The 19,095-nt window shown below is 57.2% G+C and carries 23 protein-coding genes; 6 read left to right on the top strand and 17 right to left on the bottom strand.

Translation table 11 applies throughout. The annotated features are described in order from the left end of the window. Positions 1 to 30 precede the first annotated feature (30 nt). Positions 31 to 588: a GNAT family N-acetyltransferase gene (locus A936_RS22445; protein WP_083845853.1), complete on the top strand. Its 558-nt coding sequence runs from the start codon at positions 31 to 33 to the stop codon at positions 586 to 588. Between the two features lie 37 nt (positions 589 to 625). Then, the gene (locus A936_RS13425; protein ID WP_034809200.1) at positions 626 to 1,390 is read left to right on the top strand and encodes a DeoR/GlpR family DNA-binding transcription regulator; all 765 of its coding nucleotides are present in this window, start codon (positions 626 to 628) and stop codon (positions 1,388 to 1,390) included. A gap of 30 nt (positions 1,391 to 1,420) precedes the next feature. Here the strand turns inward: A936_RS13425 and A936_RS13420 are convergent, their stop codons facing one another. From A936_RS13420 to A936_RS13380, 9 genes are all read right to left on the bottom strand, one after another. Further along, positions 1,421 to 2,227, bottom strand: coding sequence for an HAD-IIB family hydrolase (locus A936_RS13420; RefSeq protein WP_008458638.1), 807 nt, complete (start codon positions 2,225 to 2,227; stop codon positions 1,421 to 1,423). Positions 2,228 to 2,261: 34 nt separating this feature from the next. Then, positions 2,262 to 2,780 carry a phosphoribosyltransferase gene (locus tag A936_RS13415; protein ID WP_237717583.1) on the bottom strand — a complete coding sequence of 173 codons (519 nt, stop codon included), beginning with the start codon at positions 2,778 to 2,780 and terminating at the stop codon, positions 2,262 to 2,264. A 168-nt stretch (positions 2,781 to 2,948) separates the two neighbouring features. After that, a complete protein-coding gene (locus A936_RS13410; protein WP_008458634.1) occupies positions 2,949 to 3,746 on the bottom strand; it encodes an energy transducer TonB in 798 nt (265 codons plus the stop codon). Positions 3,747 to 3,879: 133 nt separating this feature from the next. Beyond that, positions 3,880 to 4,869 (bottom strand): FecR domain-containing protein, encoded by a 990-nt coding sequence (locus A936_RS13405; protein WP_008458632.1) that lies wholly within the window; start codon positions 4,867 to 4,869, stop codon positions 3,880 to 3,882. Next, positions 4,866 to 5,363 (bottom strand): sigma-70 family RNA polymerase sigma factor, encoded by a 498-nt coding sequence (locus A936_RS13400; protein WP_008458630.1) that lies wholly within the window; start codon positions 5,361 to 5,363, stop codon positions 4,866 to 4,868. The genes A936_RS13405 and A936_RS13400 overlap by 4 nt, the downstream gene beginning before the upstream one ends. A 162-nt stretch (positions 5,364 to 5,525) precedes the next feature. Further along, positions 5,526 to 8,078 (bottom strand): TonB-dependent receptor, encoded by a 2,553-nt coding sequence (locus A936_RS13395; RefSeq protein ID WP_008458628.1) that lies wholly within the window; start codon positions 8,076 to 8,078, stop codon positions 5,526 to 5,528. A 103-nt stretch (positions 8,079 to 8,181) separates the two neighbouring features. Next, positions 8,182 to 9,198 carry an alcohol dehydrogenase gene (locus A936_RS13390; protein ID WP_034809196.1) on the bottom strand — a complete coding sequence of 339 codons (1,017 nt, stop codon included), beginning with the start codon at positions 9,196 to 9,198 and terminating at the stop codon, positions 8,182 to 8,184. Between the two features lie 46 nt (positions 9,199 to 9,244). Further along, positions 9,245 to 9,589: a carboxymuconolactone decarboxylase family protein gene (locus A936_RS13385; RefSeq protein ID WP_008458624.1), complete on the bottom strand. Its 345-nt coding sequence runs from the start codon at positions 9,587 to 9,589 to the stop codon at positions 9,245 to 9,247. Between the two features lie 20 nt (positions 9,590 to 9,609). Then, on the bottom strand, positions 9,610 to 9,891 hold the full coding sequence (locus tag A936_RS13380) for a hypothetical protein (protein WP_008458622.1): 282 nt from the start codon (positions 9,889 to 9,891) through the stop codon (positions 9,610 to 9,612). Between the two features lie 287 nt (positions 9,892 to 10,178). Here A936_RS13380 and A936_RS13375 point away from each other — a divergent pair, with 287 nt between their 5' ends. Further along, complete coding sequence (locus tag A936_RS13375) at positions 10,179 to 11,081, top strand: DMT family transporter (protein ID WP_008458619.1); 903 nt, start codon at positions 10,179 to 10,181, stop codon at positions 11,079 to 11,081. A 36-nt stretch (positions 11,082 to 11,117) separates the two neighbouring features. Here the strand turns inward: A936_RS13375 and A936_RS13370 are convergent, their stop codons facing one another. Both A936_RS13370 and pdxR read right to left on the bottom strand, forming a co-directional pair. Further along, entirely contained in the window at positions 11,118 to 11,723 is a 606-nt protein-coding gene (locus A936_RS13370) for an ATP-dependent Clp protease proteolytic subunit (RefSeq protein ID WP_008458618.1), read from the bottom strand. Positions 11,724 to 11,742: 19 nt separating this feature from the next. Then, a complete protein-coding gene (gene pdxR, locus A936_RS13365; protein ID WP_034809225.1) occupies positions 11,743 to 13,230 on the bottom strand; it encodes a MocR-like pyridoxine biosynthesis transcription factor PdxR in 1,488 nt (495 codons plus the stop codon). Positions 13,231 to 13,326: 96 nt separating this feature from the next. Between pdxR and A936_RS13360 the strand changes: the two genes are divergently transcribed. Next, on the top strand, positions 13,327 to 13,968 hold the full coding sequence (locus tag A936_RS13360; protein ID WP_008458614.1) for an FMN-binding negative transcriptional regulator: 642 nt from the start codon (positions 13,327 to 13,329) through the stop codon (positions 13,966 to 13,968). Here A936_RS13360 and A936_RS13355 read toward each other — a convergent pair. Then, complete coding sequence (locus A936_RS13355) at positions 13,965 to 14,822, bottom strand: LysR family transcriptional regulator (protein ID WP_008458613.1); 858 nt, start codon at positions 14,820 to 14,822, stop codon at positions 13,965 to 13,967. The genes A936_RS13360 and A936_RS13355 overlap by 4 nt on opposite strands. A gap of 97 nt (positions 14,823 to 14,919) precedes the next feature. Between A936_RS13355 and A936_RS13350 the strand changes: the two genes are divergently transcribed. Next, positions 14,920 to 15,426, top strand: coding sequence for a phenolic acid decarboxylase (locus A936_RS13350; RefSeq protein ID WP_008458611.1), 507 nt, complete (start codon positions 14,920 to 14,922; stop codon positions 15,424 to 15,426). 3 nt (positions 15,427 to 15,429) lie between these two features. On the opposite strand, the gene A936_RS13345 is transcribed toward A936_RS13350, so the two are convergent. The 3 genes from A936_RS13345 to A936_RS13335 form a co-directional block, all read right to left on the bottom strand. Further along, positions 15,430 to 16,479, bottom strand: a complete 1,050-nt coding sequence (locus tag A936_RS13345) for an AI-2E family transporter (RefSeq protein WP_008458610.1) — start codon at positions 16,477 to 16,479, stop codon at positions 15,430 to 15,432. A gap of 130 nt (positions 16,480 to 16,609) precedes the next feature. Then, entirely contained in the window at positions 16,610 to 17,167 is a 558-nt protein-coding gene (locus A936_RS13340) for a DcrB family lipoprotein (RefSeq protein WP_008458608.1), read from the bottom strand. Positions 17,168 to 17,239: 72 nt separating this feature from the next. Then, positions 17,240 to 17,905, bottom strand: a complete 666-nt coding sequence (locus tag A936_RS13335) for a 7-cyano-7-deazaguanine/7-aminomethyl-7-deazaguanine transporter (protein WP_034809192.1) — start codon at positions 17,903 to 17,905, stop codon at positions 17,240 to 17,242. 174 nt (positions 17,906 to 18,079) lie between these two features. Between A936_RS13335 and tusA the strand changes: the two genes are divergently transcribed. Beyond that, positions 18,080 to 18,325, top strand: coding sequence for a sulfurtransferase TusA (gene tusA / locus A936_RS13330; RefSeq protein WP_008458604.1), 246 nt, complete (start codon positions 18,080 to 18,082; stop codon positions 18,323 to 18,325). A gap of 25 nt (positions 18,326 to 18,350) precedes the next feature. Here tusA and A936_RS13325 read toward each other — a convergent pair whose 3' ends face one another. Beyond that, positions 18,351 to 18,761, bottom strand: coding sequence for a helix-turn-helix domain-containing protein (locus A936_RS13325; protein ID WP_008458601.1), 411 nt, complete (start codon positions 18,759 to 18,761; stop codon positions 18,351 to 18,353). Then, positions 18,758 to 19,069, bottom strand: a complete 312-nt coding sequence (locus A936_RS13320; protein ID WP_008458599.1) for a type II toxin-antitoxin system HigB family toxin — start codon at positions 19,067 to 19,069, stop codon at positions 18,758 to 18,760. The genes A936_RS13325 and A936_RS13320 overlap by 4 nt, the downstream gene beginning before the upstream one ends. Positions 19,070 to 19,095: the final 26 nt, after the last annotated feature.

Genomic DNA, 19,095 nt, shown 5'->3' with positions numbered 1-19,095 from the left:
GTTGTCCCCTGCCAGCATGAAAAGGAAGCCATGATGAAGATAGAAAACTATCAGGAAACGGATTTTGCTGGCGTACAGCGCCTTTTAACCAGCGTTTTTGGGAAGGATCATGCGGTTGCCCTTACTCAGGAATTGGCGCTTCGCCTGGTCATTCATCATCCTCAACATTCAGACGTCATTATCGGCCATGCAGCGCTTTATATGCGTGAAATGTCCTGCCAGGAGCAGCGCTTTTTAGCTGGAATCATCGGCGATGTGGCTGTTGCCCCCGAGTTTCAACGGCAGGGATTAGCGGCAAGCATGCTGAAAGAACTTCATCAGTGTTTGAAAGATAAAAAGAGCGATTATTCCTTTTTGTTTGCCTACCAGGAAGGCGTCTATAAATCCTCAGGTTACCGGCAGCTAACGCTGCCTATTCGCTACTTCGATGTGGTGGATAACAGGTGGAATACCTACTTCTATAACGGTGGCATGATTCGCGCTACGTCGAAGGTAGCGCTTGAGGGGATAATCGATTTTAACGGCAGGCAGGGTTTATTAATGAAGCCCGGTATGCCGGTGAACGGCAGGCGCCGTGATAGATTGTGATATGTTATGCACTATTGCAGCTATTTGAGGGCTAAACGTGACAGATTATGACGCATTGCCTGAACAGCGCCAGGCGATGATCCACCAGATCCTGACCGAAACGGGCAGGGTGATCGGGGCTGATGTGGCGCGGAAGCTGGGCGTATCCGAGCACACCATCCGCCGGGATCTGCAGGAGCTGGCGCGTCGCGGCCTGTGCAAAAAGGTTTATGGCGGGGCCATCAGTCAGTTCCAGCAGTCTGCCAGCTTCGAAACCCGCGTGTCCCAGGATGTGGGTGAGAAATCCCAGGTGGCACGGAAGTGCGCCGGGATGATCCAAGCTAATACCTGCGTGTTTCTCGACGCCGGTTCAACCTATCTGGCGATGGTGGAGTTTATCCCCGAAGAGCTGGATCTCACCATTGTCACCAATTCCCCGCAGATTGCAGCGGCGCTGAGCGGGCGCACGCGGGGCGAACTGATTCTGTTGGGCGGCAAAGTTAACCCGCTGACCGGCAGCACGCTGGGTTCCGACACGGTCAATCAGCTGCGCGGCATGGTTTTCGACCAGACCTTTATCGGTGTGTGCGGGCTGGATCCGCAGGCTGGCCTGAGCGCGGTTTATTACGAAGACGCCTGTTTTAAGCGGGAAGTGCTGAGCCAGAGTAATGAGGTGATCGCCGCCGTAACGGCCAACAAGATGTCCCAGGTGGCTCGCTATAAAGTGGCACCCTGCGAAGACATTGATATTGCGGTGGTGAGCGCCGAAACCAAAATTGCCGATTTCGGCGGCGTTAACCTGCGGATTGAAATCGCGGGCTAGCGGAACGGGCGGCTAAGAACCCGCCCTTCTTCAGACTTTGCTTTGCAACGCCAGCAGGCTTTTTATCGTGTGCTGGACCGCGCTTTCATCATTGCTGCCGGTAATAAACCGGGCTGCGGCCTTGGTCTCTTCAAACGCATTACGCATCGCGAAGCTGTATTCCGCCTGAGCCAACAGTTCCAGGTCATTATACCCGTCGCCAAAGGCGAGAGTCTCCGCCGGGCTGACGTTCAGTAACTGCTGGAGCCTTTGCACCGTTGTCCCTTTATGGACGCCATAATCCGCAATATCTATCCACGCCGCTTCGGACACCACGATGTAGACGTCCTGCTCAAACGGCTTGAGTACCGGGCGAGTCTGCGGGCAGTTTCCGGCTTCGTCATAGACGCTTATCTTCACGAAATCACAATTGAGTTCGGCAAAAGAGTCCACCAGCGCCAGGCTGGCGTAGGACTGGCGCATTTTGTCCTGCAGCCGCTGCGGCACGTCTTTGCGAATAAACGCGCTTTCGCTGCCGCAGGCAACAATCACGTGGCTGTCACTGGCTGCTTCCAGCGTGTCGATAATGCGTAATCCCAGCGCATTGTTGATAAGCGATTCGTAGACATATTCGCCGTTCCTTTTAATGCGCGTGGCGCTGTCGCCGATGATCCATAAATCCTCGCGGTAATCGGCGAACAGCTCTTCTACCCGCTGGCACTGCTTGCCGGTACAGGCGGCGAAATGGACGCCTTGCTCGGCCATTAAGCGGTGGGTCTGGGCAAATAATTTACGGTCATAGTCGCCGTGGCTATTGAGAAAAGTGCCGTCCAGGTCGGTAATAATTAGCTTTATCATGTTGTTATCCCATCGGTAAGTGTTCTGTAGGCGTTTATATTTTTAGTTTTGAAACGAAGGGCAGGTTGCGGTACTTGTTTTGCCACGGCATGCCGTAGCCAATGAGCAAATCGTCATTGTCCATCATCCAGGCATAAGATTGCTCGGCGGGGATCTCTACGCGACCAGGCTTCACAAATAAGGTGGCGATGGAGAGCGATTTCGGAGCGTAATGTTCGATTAAATGCTCGACCAGACGCTTCATGGTCCCACCGGACTCAATGGCGTCATCCACCAGGATAACGTCCTTCCCCCTGATGCCAATATTGTCATGGTAAACGATGGTAGAGCTGTTGTTTCTGTCGCCGGGCGTGTGCGGGCAGGAAATATAGTCCATTGAAATATCGAAGGTGAGCTGCCTGACCAGATCGGCGGTAAACAGAATCCCACCGGGCACGACCGTGATCACTACCGCTTCGTGATAGCGACTGTTCAGCAGCCGGGCGACTTTGGTGACGCCTTCGGCAATCGTCGACTCATTCATCACGATCTGTCCTACATGATTGTTTCTCACTGCTGCATCCTCGCTAAAGTGTCATTGCTCGTTGTTGCTCGATTAAAATAAGATCGAATGCTCGATTGTGCAATATTAGCGTGATGACAGCGTATTTTTTGTGATCTAAAACGATCGTGCAGGCAGGGTATGCTCAATGCTGCATTACCGAGCATTGAGCAAAGGGATCTACTGGCGGAGATTGAAACGGATTGGCAGCGTGAGGGTTATTTGCGGCTGGCCTGGCGCGATATCATCCGTGGGGGCGGGCAGCGGAACCGCGCGCGTCGGCAGGGCAAGGGCTTCGCGATCCAGCGTTGGCGTACCGCTGCTTTTTGCCAGCGCCACGCTAAGGACCTGGCCCTCCCGATTCAGCGTCAGGCTCAGATAAACCACGCCCTGGGCCTGCTGGCGTAAAGCCTGAGCCGGGTAACGTTTGAAGCGGTCGAGCCGCTGGCGCAGTAGCCCGACCCAGTTCACTTCGCCTGGGCTGGGGGCGCTCACCGCGCTGCTTCCTGCCCTGCCGGCGCTTTGCTGCGGGTAGCTGGCGGGTGCATGCGTTTCAGGTGCAGGAGGTGTAGGGGCCGGCGGCACTTCCGCATCGTGCGGCTTAACCGGCTGAGGTTTGGCGATGATTTTATGGTGCATTTTTTTAGCCACAACGAGCTCCGGGTTCGGGGCCTCCACGCTCTTCACCGCTTCTTTTGACTCGGCCTTTTCCTGAGGTGCGGCCGACTGGATCTGTTTGATCTTATCGGGCTGCTTGGCTGGCGTGGCGACAGAGGCCGGATCGTCTGTCGGGAGGATCATCAGCGCAATAGGCGGTGGCGCGGTGGCCGGTTGTTCCTGCGTGGGCCGGTTGGTTAGCCAGAGAAAAACGCCCGCGTGCAGCAAGAGCGCCAGCACCAGCCCGATGCTGCGGCGTGTGGGAGGCAGGCCGTCGGACCAGGCAGGAAAGGGCTGTCTTATCGGCAGGGTAGAAGGCATGACAAAATACTCCGCAGCCGGGCTAAAGGCTGTTGTTTCAGTGGGGATAAGAGAGAGGACACGCGAAACGCCCAAACGGGCAGGCTGACATGAATAACGAGACAACTGACATGGATTACTCCGTCTCGAAGCATTATTCACTGCGTGAAAGGCTGACCCAGTAACGAGATAGCGTATTTATTCTGACGGGCAGGACGCGGGGGAGCACAGCCAGAATCTGGTCAGTATCTGCCAGCGGAAAAACGCCGGACAGCCGCAGGGCCGCAATATCCTCGTCGCAGCGCAGGACGCCGGGGCGGTAGCGGTTAACTTCCCGCAGGAAATCGCTCAGCGGCATATTGTCGGCCAGCAGTTTGCCGTGCGCCCAGCCAGGCTCTTTTTCACCGCCGTGCAGGCCCCCGGATTCAGCCCCGCTGAGCCATGCGCCCTGGCCTGCCGCGAGCTGTAGCCCGGCGAGGCCAGAGCTGCGCGGATAAAGCCGGACTGCGCCGTGGTAAACCGCCACGCGGGTAAGCCCCGGTTCCAGCTTTACCCGGAATTGGGTGCCCAGCGCGAGCACTTTGCCCTGTGGCGTCGTCACGCTAAAGGGCCGGGGCCATGCCGCCAGCTTTTCCTGCTGCCCGGTCGTAATCAGCAGGTCGCCGCCGAGCAGCTCAATCTGGCGCTGTTGCCCGGTAAAATCCACGTTTAGTGCGGTTTGGGTGTCCAGTAATAGGCGGCTGCCTTCGCTGAGTTCAACCTGCCGCTGCTCCCCCGTCCCGGTGCGATAATCGGCAATGAACGCTTCCCAGCCGTGCTGCTGTCGCCCCCATTCCAGCGAACCACCGAGTAGCAGCAGAGCGCCTAATCCTTTTAGCGCCCGACGCCTGCCGCTGTTTTTTAACGAAGAGAGGCTCTGCCGCGCCAGTTTGCCGTCAACCTGCCGGAAGCTGGCGCAAACCGCCTCGACGTGCCGCCAGGCTCGCTGATTCTCGGCGCTGGACGCCAGCCATTTTTGCCAGTCGGCTTTATCCTGCTCGCTAACGTCGTCCGACATCATCAGCGTCAGCCATGAGGCGGCGGCCCAGGCGCTGTCCCGGTCGATGGCTTGCCCGTTTTGGTCAATAAAAGGATGGGAGGTCATGAGCTGAGCGCGAAGAAACAGTGCAGGTTGGCTCGCTGGAGATACTGCTTCACGGAGCTGCTGGAAACGCGCAGGCGCTCGGCGATATCGCAATAGCGCATTCCCTGCAGGTGGGCCAGCAAAAAGGCTTCCCGCACCTGCGGCGGCAGGCCGTCCAGCGCCGCATCAATCTGTTCCAGCACTTCCAGAATCAGCAGTCGGGTTTCAGGGGAAGGGTGTTCTATTTCCGGCTGAGTCGCCAGCGCCTCCAGCCAGGCCTCTTCGATTTTCTTGCGGCGATAATGGTTGGCAATCAGCCGTCTGGCGACCGTGGCAAGAAAAGGACGTGGCTGGCGAATGGAGGCCAGATCGGGGCTGACCAGAATATTAATAAAGGTGTCCTGAGTCAGATCCTGCGCCTGTTCCGGGCAGCCGACTTTGTTGCGAAGCCAGTGGTAAAGCCAGCGCTGATGATCGCAGTAAAGCTGCTGCGCAACCTGTTGGGAACGGGACATGATGTGACTCACCATTGATCGGTATCAGGGCGTGATAAATATTTAAATGATAATCATTATTATTTTCATTTCTCTATTTTTATGTCAAGAGATTGCGAAGTATTAATGTATTTTTGCGGGCGACGAGAACGCAGCGCCAGCACTGGCGCTGCGGGTAACACACTAGAATTTCTGCGAAATGGTCAGTTTAACGTTGCGGCCGATACCGGACACGGATTCACCCAAGTACGGGTAGTAGTCGGTGTTAAACAGGTTGTCGACGGCAATGCGGGCTTCCATGCCTTTCACCTGCTCCGGCTGCCAGGACGCAAACAGGCCCTGCAGCGCGTAGCCGCTGGTTTTTGGCAGCGCCCAGATGCCCGCTAACGGGTCGCCATCCTGCGGGGAGCGATCCTGTTTACGCACCATGTCCATGGTCCAGCCGAACGTCATGTTCCACTCCGGGGCTTTTACGCCCAGCGTGGTGTGGGCGGTGACCGGCGGAATTTCTGCGATCCAGGTTTGGTTGCCCCACGGGTCGCGCGGAGAAGCGTCACGCTGCCCACGAATGGTGGAGAAGGAGAAGCTGCCGAAGATACGGCGGCTGTCGTAAAACGATTCAATCTCCAGACCCTGGATGGTGTAGCCCGGCAGGTTACGATAGTTCGACAGCGGAGAACCGCAGTTAGCGCCACTTTTCACCGACTGCGCCTCGCACAGCACGCCGCGACGGTAGAAGATTTCATCTTTGCCGCGGTTGCGGAATAGCGTGGTACGAATCTGTACGCTGTCGTCGTCCGCCAGCAAATTATTGAAGTTCAGGATCATCCCGCCGCGAACGCTGTTAATGGTTTCCACTTTCAGGTCGCGGCTGGTGCCGGACACGTTAGACAGCGCGTACTGCACGGTGTACTGCTCATCAATGGTCGGCGCTCGCCACGTGCGGGTCACATCGGCAAACAGCGACACATTCGGCGTGGCTTTCCAGACCAGCCCAAGCGCAGGCGTAAAGCCGTGATAACTTTTGCTGCTGTAGTCGTGGCCGACTTTAGGATTACTGCTGTTGTACATTGAGGCGATGTTTGGCTCACCGGTATTGGTGACGCTGTCGTAGCGCACGCCCGGCGTTACGGTGACGCTGCCGAGCGTCATGCTGTCCTGCAGATACAGGCCGCGCGTTTGCTGTTCCCCGGCGGGCATGTAGTACGGCTGGAAGTAGCCGTAGTTGTAGGCGGCATTTTTCTTGTAGCCTGGGTAGTACATCAGCGCATCGCGTTGGTTTTTATGCCAGCTTGCGCCGATTTCCAGCAGGTGATCCACCGGCCCGGTGCTGAAGCGGCTCTTGTTGCTGATCTCCACCAGGTTGTCTTTGTAATCCACCCAGCTCTCATTGCCGAGCGAGCCCAGGAAGCTGGACGCTCCGGCGGAGTCGGGGCGGGTATCATGCTGTTTGGTTTTGGAGTAAGCGTAGTTCAGCGTCAGATCCAGCCAGGGCTTGTCCGCCGGGGCCAGGTTCCACTTCACGGAGTAGTTTTCGTCGGTCTGGTTGCGGTACACCAGCTTCCTGCGCCAGGCCTCGTCTAACCCGTATTTGTCGACATCCGCCTGACTCGGGGCGGCAATTTCGTCCCGCTTGGCGGCGAAGGGCTGCCAGCCGGTGGATTCGGAATGCATGGCCGAAAGCGTCAGCGTCTGCGCGTCGGTCAGGTAGAGATTGGTTTTGGCAAGCCAGGTCCCCTGGCGGTTAGCGGAATAGTCGAAATGCGTGCCGTCCGGGCGGGTAATATTGCCGCCATCGCGTTTGCTGGCGTAGAGCATCCCGTCGGCAAAGCCTTCTGACGTTCTGCCATACAGTGCGCCGCTGTAGATATTCTGGTTGTCGTTGGTGTGGAAACCGTACTTCAGCATGCCGCCAAAGTTTTCGCCGGGCTGTAAGAGGTCGGCCGCGTCTTTGGTGACGATTTTGATGCTGCCGCCAAAGCCGCCGTTGCCGTTGGCGAGGTTAAACGGACCCTTATCGACGTCGATTTGTTTGATTAGCTCTGGTTCGATAAACACCGACCCCTGGCGGTACTTCTCAAACCCTTTGGGCGCGCCGTCCAGCGTCACTTTGATGTCCTCCATGCCGCCCATGCCCCAGATATTCAGGCTTTGCCCGCCCGGGCGCGGTGAACCTGCGGAAGAGACACCCGGCAGCTTATCAAGCAGGGCGGCGACGTTATCAGCCTGAATGCGCTCGATATTCTCTTTTTTCAGCGTTGAGCGCCCGGCCACGACGCTGTCATCCAGGCCGCTGAGCACGGAAAGCTCTGGCACGATAATCGGCGCGTTCTCGCCAGAGGCTGCCGGAAGGGAAACAAGCCGATAGCTATTGCCGTCGCGCACGGCTTTCAGGCCGCTGCCCGTCAGCAGATGATCAAACGCGCTTTGTACGGAATAAGTCCCTTTGAGGCCAGAAGTCGTTTTGTTTGACGTCTGATCCGGGGTGAAGACCAGCAGCACGTTGGCGTCATTCGCCAGCGTTTGCAGGGCGCCGCTCAAAGGCCCGGCAGGCACGGAAAATGCCTGGCTGGCGGCTGAGGAGGCTTCTGCCGCCCAGGATAATGTCGGTAAACCAGTTGCCAGCGCCAGCAGGCCGGATAAGGCGATGCCGGACGCAAGCGGGGCGCGAGGGAGCTGTGCAGGTTGGCTCGCGTCGGAAATGGCCGTAGCCTTTCCGTTATTTTTTATCGTCATGATGTATCCCTGAAGGTGAGTCACAAGAAGTACTGCTTCAGAGAGGTCACGCGAGACTGAAAATCAGGCAGAAAATTTTTAAATTAAAAACGGCCGTCGGGTTCTACATCGTCAGCACTATGCGGAATCGTGCCTTGCCGGACTTCATTTTTTGCCACGCTTCGTTGGCCTGTGCCAGCGGGAATATTTCCGTCATCGGCTGCACGTTGTTCAGCAGGCTAAAACGCAGAGCGCTTTCGGTTTCATACGGGGTGCCGGTCAGCGAGCCTTCGATTGACAGCTCCCGGCCAACCACCATACCCGGAGAAAGCACGAGCGGCTGCTGGCCGACCCCGAGCACCATCAGCTTGCCTTTGGGCTGCAGGGCTGGCAGCAGAGAGGACGCGATAGCGTTGTCCGTGACCGTGGTGACGATCGCCTTTACACCGCCGAGTTTTTTCAGCGCTTCGGCAGGATTATCCAGGCTGCTGTCGAGATAATCGCGGGCACCCAGCGCCAGCGCAGCTGGTGGTTTATCGCTTCCACGCCCGATGGCGATAACCCGAAACCCCATTTTAGCGGCATACTGCACGGCAAGGTGGCCCAGGCCGCCAATGCCGAGGACTGCGATGCTGTCTCCCGGCTGAGCACCTGATTTACGCACTGCGTTAAAGGTGGCTATTCCGGCGCAAAGCAGCGGCGCGGCGTCGACTGCGCTTAGCGCATCCGGGATTGCTACAAGGCCGGTCGCCTTCGCCAGCATCATTTCGGCATAGCCGCCGTCCTGCGAGCTGCCGACGACCGGCTGGTGGCTGCAAAGCGTGAACTCGCCGCGGCGGCAGGCATCGCATTCATTGCAGTGCCCGCCAAGCCTGCCCACGCCAACCCGCTGCCCAACATGCAGGCCAGAAGGTACGCCACTGCCAAGTTTCAGCAGCGTGCCGACAACTTCATGCCCCGGCACGCGCGGGTAAGACACGTTCTTTTCCGTGCCGTCGATAACGCCGCCGTCAGCGCCACAGATGCCGCAGGCTTCTATTTTTATCAGCACTTCGCCTGCGCCAGGTTCTGGTACGAGGCGCTCGACAAGTTCGAGGCTACCGTTGCCGCTGGCCTGCATCGCTTTGTAGGTCATTTGCATTCTCCGGTGAAAAAAGCGGCACCCTCAGGAAGGATGCCGCTTAGGCTCAGGCTTTTGGCAACGCGTCGAACGCGTCCAGGGCGTGAGCGGTGTAGGTCAGCGCCGCCCCGGTGTTCAGCGAAATGGCGACCGCCAGCGCTTCGGCAATCTCTTCCCGGGTTGCGCCGTGTTTTGCGGCGGCTTTAACGTGTACCGACAGGCAGCCGTCGCAGCGGGTGGTGATCGCCACCGCCAGCGCAATCAGCTCGTGGGTTTTGGCATCCAGGTGGCCCATGGCGGAAGCACCCGCGTCCATCTTCATCAGCCCTTTCATAAACTCCGGCTGCAGCTTCGCGTAATCGCCCACCACACCCAGTAATTCTTCGCGATGTTCATTCCAGTTCAGCAACATACAAACCTCTTCAGTTAATTTCAGGCGACGCTATAAATGCGGACTTCCGGGGCGGCGTTCAGGAACGGTTTCAGGGCTTCAACTACGTCGCGGGTGAACAGGTCAGAACCCAGATAGGCTTCGGCCTGGGCGGCGGTGTTAAAGCCGTGCAGTACCTGGACGTCCTGCTCGCGGATCAGCAGTTCCTTGGAGACTGCACCGTCGATGGTGGTCAGGAAGGCCGTTTTGTACTGCTGGTAAACGCCCGCGGCTGCGGCGCGATTCTGCGCGCTGATATCAAGGGTGATTTGCAAATAAGCCATGGTTCACTGCCTCTTGTTGTGTGGCTCATGCCGTTGCACGAGCGGAGATGAGGGAGAAAAAAGCGGCAGAGCGAAGAAGAAAAAGGCTGCCGCTTGCCTCTCCGTGTTGGCGCATTATGTGAATCAGCGTGAGGGTTAACAAATGACTTAATCTTGACTGGCAAGATAGATTTTCTTCTTTGGTGGGTGGTTTTTTTGCTGGCCTGGTGATTCTTGTTCATTGTGGATCTGTCTGTCGTGGCGGCTTTGCGCAGAATAGGAAGCCAATCTGAGTATCTGGAGCCACCATGCAAAATAGAAGCGCGTTGCCGCTCAGTCAGCCGACTGCTCACCCGCAAACCCGAGGCTGGATCAGCGGCTTTTTAGGGATGCTTATTTTTAGCGGCTCGCTGCCGGCCACGCGCGTTGCGGTGCTGGAGCTTGATCCTCTTTTTCTGACGGCGATACGAGCCACTCTTGCGGCGCTGCTGGCGGCCGGCACGCTGCTGATTTTGCGGCAGCCGCGACCGCAGCGGGGAGACTGGCTGCCGCTTTGCCTGGTGGCCGTCGGCGTGGTGCTGGGTTTCCCGCTGCTGACGGCTTTAGCACTGCAGCACACAACCTCGGCACACTCGCTGGTCTACATCGGCCTGCTGCCGCTGGCGACCGCCTGTTTTGGCGTGTTGCGTGGAGGAGAAAGGCCACAAGCGGCTTTCTGGCTGTTTTCTCTGGCGGGTGCTGCGCTGGTGGCAGGTTTTGCTTTGAGCCACGGGACAGCAAGCAGCTGGCAGGGCGATGCGCTAATGCTGGGCGCCATTGCGCTGTGCGGGCTGGGTTATGCTGAAGGTGCGGTGCTCACCCGGCGGTTGGGCGACTGGCAGGTGATTTCGTGGGCATTGGTAATTTCTCTGCCGCTTAGTGCCGCGGCTACTGCTTTTACCGTTCCGTCGGCGGGAGACGCTATCAGCGCTCAGGCATGGCTCGCGCTGGGCTATGTGTCGCTGTTCAGCATGTGGATAGGGTTTATTTTCTGGTATCGCGGCCTTGCATTGGGCGGGATTGCCGCCGTCGGGCAACTGCAATTGTTACAGCCCTTTTTTGGTCTGTTGCTTGCCGGATTGCTGCTTCATGAAGAAGTACATACATCGATGATTGCCGTGATGCTTGGCGTGCTGGTTTGCGTGTTCGGCGCTAAGCGCTTTTCCCGCTAAAAAGAAAAACCGCCGGGGAAGGCGGTTTCTCAGAGGTTAGTCGATATTCAGCTCGGAGAAGCTGGTAATGACTTTGCCGACAATCCCGTAGTCGATAGCTTCTTTCGGCGACATCCAGTAGTTACGGTCGGTGTCCTGCTTCACCTTCTCCAGCGGTTGGCCGGTGGCTTCTGAGATCATCTTGTTCACGCGGTCGTGCATGCGAATAATCTCTCTGGCTTCGATCTCAATGTCCGTGGCCTGGCCGCGCACGCCGCCCAGCGGCTGGTGGATCATAAAGCGCGTGTTTGGCAGCGAATAGCGGTGCTTTTTGTCCGCCGCGAGGAAGATGGTGATCCCGGCGCTGGCAACCCAGCCGGTGCCGATGATATGGACTTCTGGCTTGATGAATTTGATCACGTCATGAATGGTGTCCGCCGCCTCAACGTGGCCGCCCTGGCTGTTGAGGTACAGCTTGATGGGTTTGTCGTTGATGCTTTGCAGCAGCAAAAGCTGGGCAACCACCTCTTTGGTGATCGCCTGAGTGATTTCGCCGGAGATAATAATCGAGCGGGAATCCAGCATTTTTTGCTGCATCAGTCCTGAGGCATTGGCGGGGGTGGCGCTTTCTTCAGGTTCATCTTTTTCTAAATAGGTCAGCATAATCAGGCTCCTGCCAGGTTTATGGCGTAATCAGGGATGCACTTGAGCATAGCACTTCATCCAGACGCTGCACGGCGCGAACGATCTCTTCGTCGCTGTAACCACCGAGGCCCAGCAGAATGCCGGACTTCTGTTTTTCTGGGGTAAACATGTGCGACACCGCACGAACGGCGATTCCGGCCTGCATCGCCCGCTCCACAACCTGATGGTCGTCCAGGCCCTGGCGCAGCCAAAGCACCATGTGCATGCCCTGGTCGCAGGGCTGAAGCCAGGCCACGTCCGGGGAAATGTATTGTTCTACCGCCGCCATTAACACGCGGCGTTTTTCGGCATAAACACCGCGCATTTTGCGCAGGTGGCGGTCGAGGTGCCCCTCTGAAATAAAGCTCGCCAGCACATGCTGGTCTGCCCCTGGCGGCTGCCTGTCCATCAGAATGCGTGCCCCGCAGAAGGCGGAAACCAGCTGCTTGGGCACTACGGCGTAGCCGAGACGCAGCGACGGGAAGAGGATTTTGCTGAAGGTGCCGAGGTAGATAACGTTCTCCGGCCCCAGGCCCTGAAGCGCCGGGAACGGGTGGCCCGCGTAGCGCATCTCGCTGTCGTAGTCGTCTTCAATGATCCAGGCCTGGTTGGCCTGCGCCCATTCCAGCAATGCGGCGCGGCGCGACATGCTGAGCGGCATGCCCAGCGGGTACTGGTGCGAGGGCGTGACAAACGCAGCGCGGGCGTTGGGGGCCAGCTTTTTCCCCAGCTCCACGTCCAGCCCTTCGTCGTCCACGGCGACTCTGACCATGCTACGGTCGCGGAACATCGTCTCAAACAGCGAAGTCGCACCTGGGTAGCCCGGCTCTTCCATCCAGACGGCATCGCCTGCCTCCAGCAGGATTTGCAGGGTCAGGTACAGGCCGTGCTGGTTGCCGGAGGTGATGATGACCTGCTCCGGGGTGCAACGCACCGAGCGCGACTTTCTGACGTATTCACAGATAGCCTCGCGCAGAACCAGAACGCCTTGCGGATCGGCATAGCCCGACGGGGCACCGGCACCCCGCGCCCGAATGCGGTTGCCTAGCCTGCGCCACACGTCGTCCGGGGCCGTGTCGCCAACCGGAACGGAAACGGCAAACGGCTTCGGCGCCAGCGTTTTAAGCTGCTCGCCTACTCTGGCAAAAGCCTGAGCCTGGGCAGACAGCGGGATGGCTGCTGCTGTACGAGCCGCCGGTTCGGGCAGCGGGCTTTCCGGGGCGTAGGCCACGCGGGTGCCGGAGCCGTGTTTCGACACCAGAAACCCTTCCGCAACCAGCTGCTCGAACGCCTCCAGCACGGTGCCGCGCGCCACGTTAAGGGCGCCCGACAAGACGCGGGTGGAGGGCAGCAGGTCGCCGCTCTTCAGTTCGCCTTTGTGAATGGCGTTTTTCAGCGCTTTGGCTAGCTGCAAACTAAGCTGCCCGCTGCGGCGGTCAAGCTCGCCAATGGCGGGGATATCTACTGCTCGGGCTTTACGTGACATGAATTGTGGCTCGGTCATATAGCTGTAATCTGGTTCTTTATCATAAACCACTTCGAACATAAGCTGGGCAAAATTACCGCAAATGAAGGTCTGCCCATGTATATTCCTCGCCCTTTTCAGGAGCCCGATATTGCTGTGCTGCAGCGGCTGATTCAGGCCAATCCCCTGGGCCTGCTGGTTGTACAAATCGAAGGTGTGCTGGAAGCGTTTGATATTCCCTTTGAGCTTTGCCCTGATGAGGGGGAGTTCGGCGCGCTCCGCGCGCACATTGCCCGTGCGAACCCGTTGTGGCGCGGCCTTCAGCCCGAGCAGGATGTGCTGGTGGTGTTCCGTGGTGCACAAGGTTATATCTCCCCGAGCTGGTATCCGGGCAAGCAGGAGCACCACAAGGAGGTGCCGACCTGGAACTACCAGACCGTGCAGGCGCGGGGGAGGATTGCGGTGCGGGACGACGCGGATTTTGTCCTGCGGCAGATAACCAGCCTGACGCGGCACCAGGAAGCGCAGAGCGAGCTCCCGTGGCAGGTAAGCGATGCGCCCCCGGCGTTTATCGGCTCAATGCTTAAAGCGATTGTCGGGATTGAAATCCCTCTGGCTTCTCTGGTCGGCAAGACCAAGCTCGGCCAGAACAAGAAGTTTGGGGATCAGGCCGGGGCCGCGCAGGGACTAATGGCAAAGGGTGAAGTGGCCATCGGCGAGGCGATGTTAAGCAGCCTCGCAAAGCGTCGTCAGACTTAACATTCGGGCTGCTGAAAGAGGGTGAGCAGCGTGGTGATTGGCTCGTCCAGTGGGGCTAAATCCTTTTTCACGATCAAATGCAGGGGCGTGGCACGCCTTGCCCCGTGACTGAGCGGGAGCGGTTTAAGCGTGCCGTTTTCAATCTGCGGAGCAATCCGTTCTTCAGGCAGCCAGCCGTAGCCAACCTGCCAGGTCACGGCTTCGCACGCGGCATCAAGCGTGGAAAAGGTCCAGTCAGCCGTGGGCGAGGATTCGCTGCTGTTTTGCCCGGCAAGGCGGATCAGCGGATAGGTCGCCAGGTCCGCTTCTTCTAAGGGGGCGGGAAGCTGATGCAGGGGGTGATCGCGGTGCGCCACGGCCACAAAATCAACGTTTCTGAGCCACTGCCCGCGGCCCGTGAGATCCTGACGGCGGGTTAGCACCATGACATCCGCTTCTGCCAGATCGGCTGTGTCGGTTTCCAGAATCTCCGTCAGATGAACCTGCGTGCTGGCATGTAATCGCTGAAACTGATGGAGGATGGCGAACAGGCGGGCGCGCGGGAATATGCAGTCCACCACTAAGTCTATGCGGGTGCGGATGCCGTTTTTTAACGTAGCAGCGCGGCTTTCAACGTAGTGAAAGCTTTTCAGCAGCGGGCGAACCTGCGCCAGCAAAAGTTCCCCTTCAGGCGTCAGTACCGCCTTACGCCCTTCTGGCTTCAGCAAGCTAACGCCAAGCCGCTCCTGAAGTAATGCAAGGTTATAGCTGACGGAGGACTGGCTGCGGAAAGTGGCTTCTGCCGCTTTGGCGAAGCTGCCCAGCTCAATGACCAACTCCAGAAGTGCCCACTGCTCAAGGGTTGTTTTATGCATATCATCTAAAAAATGGATGAATTTGATACAAAAGTAGCGTTATTCATCGAAAATGTGAAGGTCTAAGATGCGCTTAACCCCACAGAGGAGCGCCATCATGAGTCACTTTGATAAACACGATTTAAGCGAGTTCGTCGGCAAACATCTGGTTTATACCTACGATAATGGTTGGAACTACGAAATTTATGTAAAAAATGCAACTACCCTGGATTACCGGATCCACAGCGGCATTGTGGCCAATCGCTGGGTGAAAAATCAGGATGCGCACATTGTGCGTGTGGCAAGCAGCGTGTACAAAATTTCCTGGACTGAACCTACGGGTACGGACGTCAGCCTGATTGTGAATCTCGGCGATAAGCTGTTCCACGGGACGATTTTCTTCCCGCGCTGGGTGATTAATAACCCGGAGAAAACGGTGTGTTTCCAGAACGAGCATATTGCGAAAATGGAAGCGTTCCGCGAGGCTGGCCCGGCTTATCCAACGGAAGTTATTGATGAATTTGCCACCATCACGTTTGTTCGCGACTGCGGCGAGAATAACGAAGCGGTGATTGCCTGTGCCGCCAGCGAGCTGCCGGCGGACTTTCCAGAAAACCTGAAATAAGCGTTAGCCCGGCAGGCGTTTTTTCGGCCTGCCGGGACCCAGCAGAATCGCCAGTTTCGCTCCGCCCTGGGTAGATTCCATGAGGATTTTACAAACGCTGGTGAGCGGCACCGAGAGCAACATGCCCACCGGGCCGAGCAGCCAGCCCCAGAAGAGCAGGGAGAGAAATACGACGAAAGTCGACATCCCCAGCCCACGCCCCATCATGCGGGGCTCCAGAATATTCCCCAGTACCATGTGCACCACCAGGAACAGCGCCCCGACCATCAGCATCTCATAGGTGCCGTTGAGCAGCAGAGCCTGAATCATCGGCGGCACGGCGGAGATCACCGACCCAATATTGGGAATGTAGTTGAGCAAGAAGCCCAGCACGCCCCACATCAGCGCAAACTGCACGCCCAGCAGCTTTAGCCCCAGCCAGATAACGATGCCGGTCAGTAAACTGATAAAGGTCTTCAGCGCCAGATAGTGGGTGACGCCTTTCAGCGCTCGGTGCATGCCGGCGATATGCAGCTTAGGGTTGGCCAGCGCAAAACGGAGTTTATAAGGTACATGGCGCACTTCAAACAGCATAAAAATCACCGTCATCGCCAGTAGAAGCACGCTGGCCATCGCCCCGGAAAGCCCGGTCATCAGCGTTGTGGCAAAGGTCATCAGCTTGTCGGAGTCCAGCTTTTGCAGCAGGCGTTCCGGCGACAGCGGCAGGTGCAAAAACGGCATCGCGTGCTCGATTTCACGCACTTTCTGCGTCAGCAGTTTGTTGAACTGCGGCATTTGTTCCATGAAGTCATTCATCGACGTTGCCAGCACGCCAACCAGCAAAGTGAGCATCACCAGCATGACCAGCACCACGATGGCAATCGCGAGCGGGCGGCTGAGGCCGCGGCGCATAAACCAGGTCACCAGCGGGTTGAGAACAATGGCGAAAAATACCGCCAGCAATAGCTGAACGATGATGTCGGCTGCGGCGTGAATACCGGCGAGAATAATCACCAGGGCCGCGAGTTTGAGCAATATATGCAGGCCGGTCTTATCAGGTTGTGGGGCTGTCATGCAGACGTCCGATCGGGAAAATGTGCTTTTAGTGTAGTACTTCCTGGCAGGGCGACGGCGGCAGTCTGTCTGAAAATGAAGGAAAAAAATGGCCCCGCGGAGGCGGAGCCATTGATGTATCGCGCGGCGATTACTTGATGACGATGGTGTTGATGATGTTTTCCGCGTTGGTCTGCGCCAGCTGCTGGTTATCCGCAGGCAGCGTGATTTGCATGGTCAGCAGTTTATCGTCCACTTTGCCAATGATGATGGAAGAGTACGCGGTCTGTCCTTTGGCGGAGATCACGCTGTCCAACTGCTGCAGGGTGTGGCCTTTAATCTCGATGGATTTGTTGGTTACCACCTGAAGCTGCGGGTCGCGTGCGCGCTGCTGCTCTTCCAGGCCTTTTGCCAGCGTGGCAAGGTCGCTCGTCGGGTTGTCGCTGACAATCACGATCACCGCTTTCTGGCCGGTTGCGTCAGAATAAACGTGCATGTTGTTGGACTGGGTGCCCACCTTGCCGCTCTGATCGCTCATGTCCGCTGGCAGGGCAAAGCTCAGCTTGCCGTCCAGCAGTTCAACTGGCTGACCGCTGGCGCTGCTGGCTTCCGGCGCGCCGGTGGTGGCGGTTTTGCTGTCGTTATTATCACAGGCGGCAAGACCCACTACCAGCAGGCCAATACCGACATATTTTACCAGTTTGCGCATCGCGTTCTTCCTTTCCGTTAGCAAGCCAAAAGGCCAATCCCTGCATCTTAACACAAGATATTCAGCCCGCGTTTAACCAGGCTGCAGCGCGGAGATTTCAGATTTATCTGCGAGGCGTTTCAACAGCATATTAAGCAGGACGCCGTACATCGGCAGGAAGAATACCAGGCTAATAAGCACTTTGAAGCAGTAATCGACCACGGCGATTTCTACCCAGTGCTGGGCCATAAAGGCGTCCGGGCTGCGCCAGAAGGCGATAAAGAAGAACGACAGCGTATCGCTCACGTTACCGAACAGCGTGGACACCGTTGGGGCCAGCCACCAGCAGTGATTCTGGCGCAGGCGGTTAAAGACGTGCACGTCCAGAATCTGGCCGAGCGCGTAAGCCATGAAGCTGGCAACCGCGATACGGGCAACAAACAGGTTGAAGTGGGTTAGCGCTTCAAAGCCCTGCCAGCTTCCCATGTAAAACAGCGAGGAGATGCCGTAGGAAATCACCAGCGCCGGGATCATCACTGCGAAAATAATCCGCCGCGCCAGCGGAGCGCCGAAAATACGCACCGTGAGGTCGGTCGCGAGGAAGATAAACGGGAAGCTGAAGGCGCCCCAGGTGGTATGAAACCCAAAGACGGAGACCGGAAGCTGAACCAGATAGTTGCTGGAGGTGATCACCAGCAAATGAAAAAGCGATAGCCAAAACAGCGCATTAGTGCGCTGGCGAGTGCTGAACTGCATCATGTTGTAGCCTTTTTAGTAGTGGGGTGAGGGAACCCAGTCAAAAATGTAAAGCGCGGGGATGATACTGCTTTAGTTTCTCAATGCAATGGTTAATTTTAACGCAATCGTTCACGCGGCTTGCGCCAGATTTTACCCGGCGTAAACTAGCGCGGTTTTTGACGACCTGAGAGTGCTATGACCGATTTGTTCGCAACCCCTGACCACACGCTGGATGCTCTTGGCCTGCGCTGCCCGGAGCCGGTGATGATGGTGCGCAAAACCGTGCGCAATATGCCCGTCGGCGAAACGCTGCTGGTGATAGCCGACGACCCGGCCACTACGCGCGATATCCCCGGTTTCTGCCGCTTTATGGAGCACGAACTGGTCGCCAGCGAAACCGACGCGCTGCCTTACCGCTATTTGCTGCGTAAGAGTCACTAATCCCCTCACCAGGCTAATCCGCTGCTCAGAAAAAGAGGGCGGGTGATATGCCAAATCGCCGTGACAGTTTGCGGATGTGATCGGTGGTTAGCTGGCGTTCACCGCTGAGAATGCGGGAGACCATCGACTTGCTGCCAATCTCTTGTTGAAAATCGCTCTGTTTCAGATGGTGATGCTCCATCAGGGTTTTCAGTATGGCTATCCCGGCAGGTATGGCCTGCATTTCCTCGCGGAACGCCTGCACGTCAGGCTGCGCGTTTTCCCAGGCCTGGATCTTACTACTGAGAATCTCAACCAGCGGACTTTCTGGATCATTGATGAGCAGATATTCGACCAGCTCCAGCGCAGCCAGATAATCTTTTTCGCAGGTGCTGCCTGCCAGTAGCGGAACCGCTGTTTTTAAAGCTTCGGCGGCCTTCAGTGCATCCGCAATCATCGCTTCTTTCCCCGGTGTTTTTCAGTAAATCGCATGTATTCGCTGTGCGTCATGACGTGGCGGATGTAGAACTTCTGGCTGGTAAAAAAGATAAGTGCAATCAGCCTGAGTTCATTTCCGGCTATGTTGATGACGTAATGTTTATCGAGATATTTAAAGTTATCCAGCGTGGGATAAATCCGCTTAAGTGAGTCCGGTGTTGGGAAGAAGCCTTTTTCCAGCACTTTGCCAAGGATTTGCAGTTCCTGCTTATGTCTGGGAAATTTTTGACCGGCTTCCACAAGCGCCTTAAGCGTAATCAGGTGCATCACTTCATCCTGAAGTTGACTGATTG

Origin of the sequence: Enterobacter sp. Ag1 (genome assembly GCA_000277545.1) — a bacterium.
GTDB lineage: Bacteria > Pseudomonadota > Gammaproteobacteria > Enterobacterales > Enterobacteriaceae > Cedecea.
Note: the sequence above shows the minus strand (reverse complement) of the source record. Positions and strands in the feature narration are given on the sequence as shown.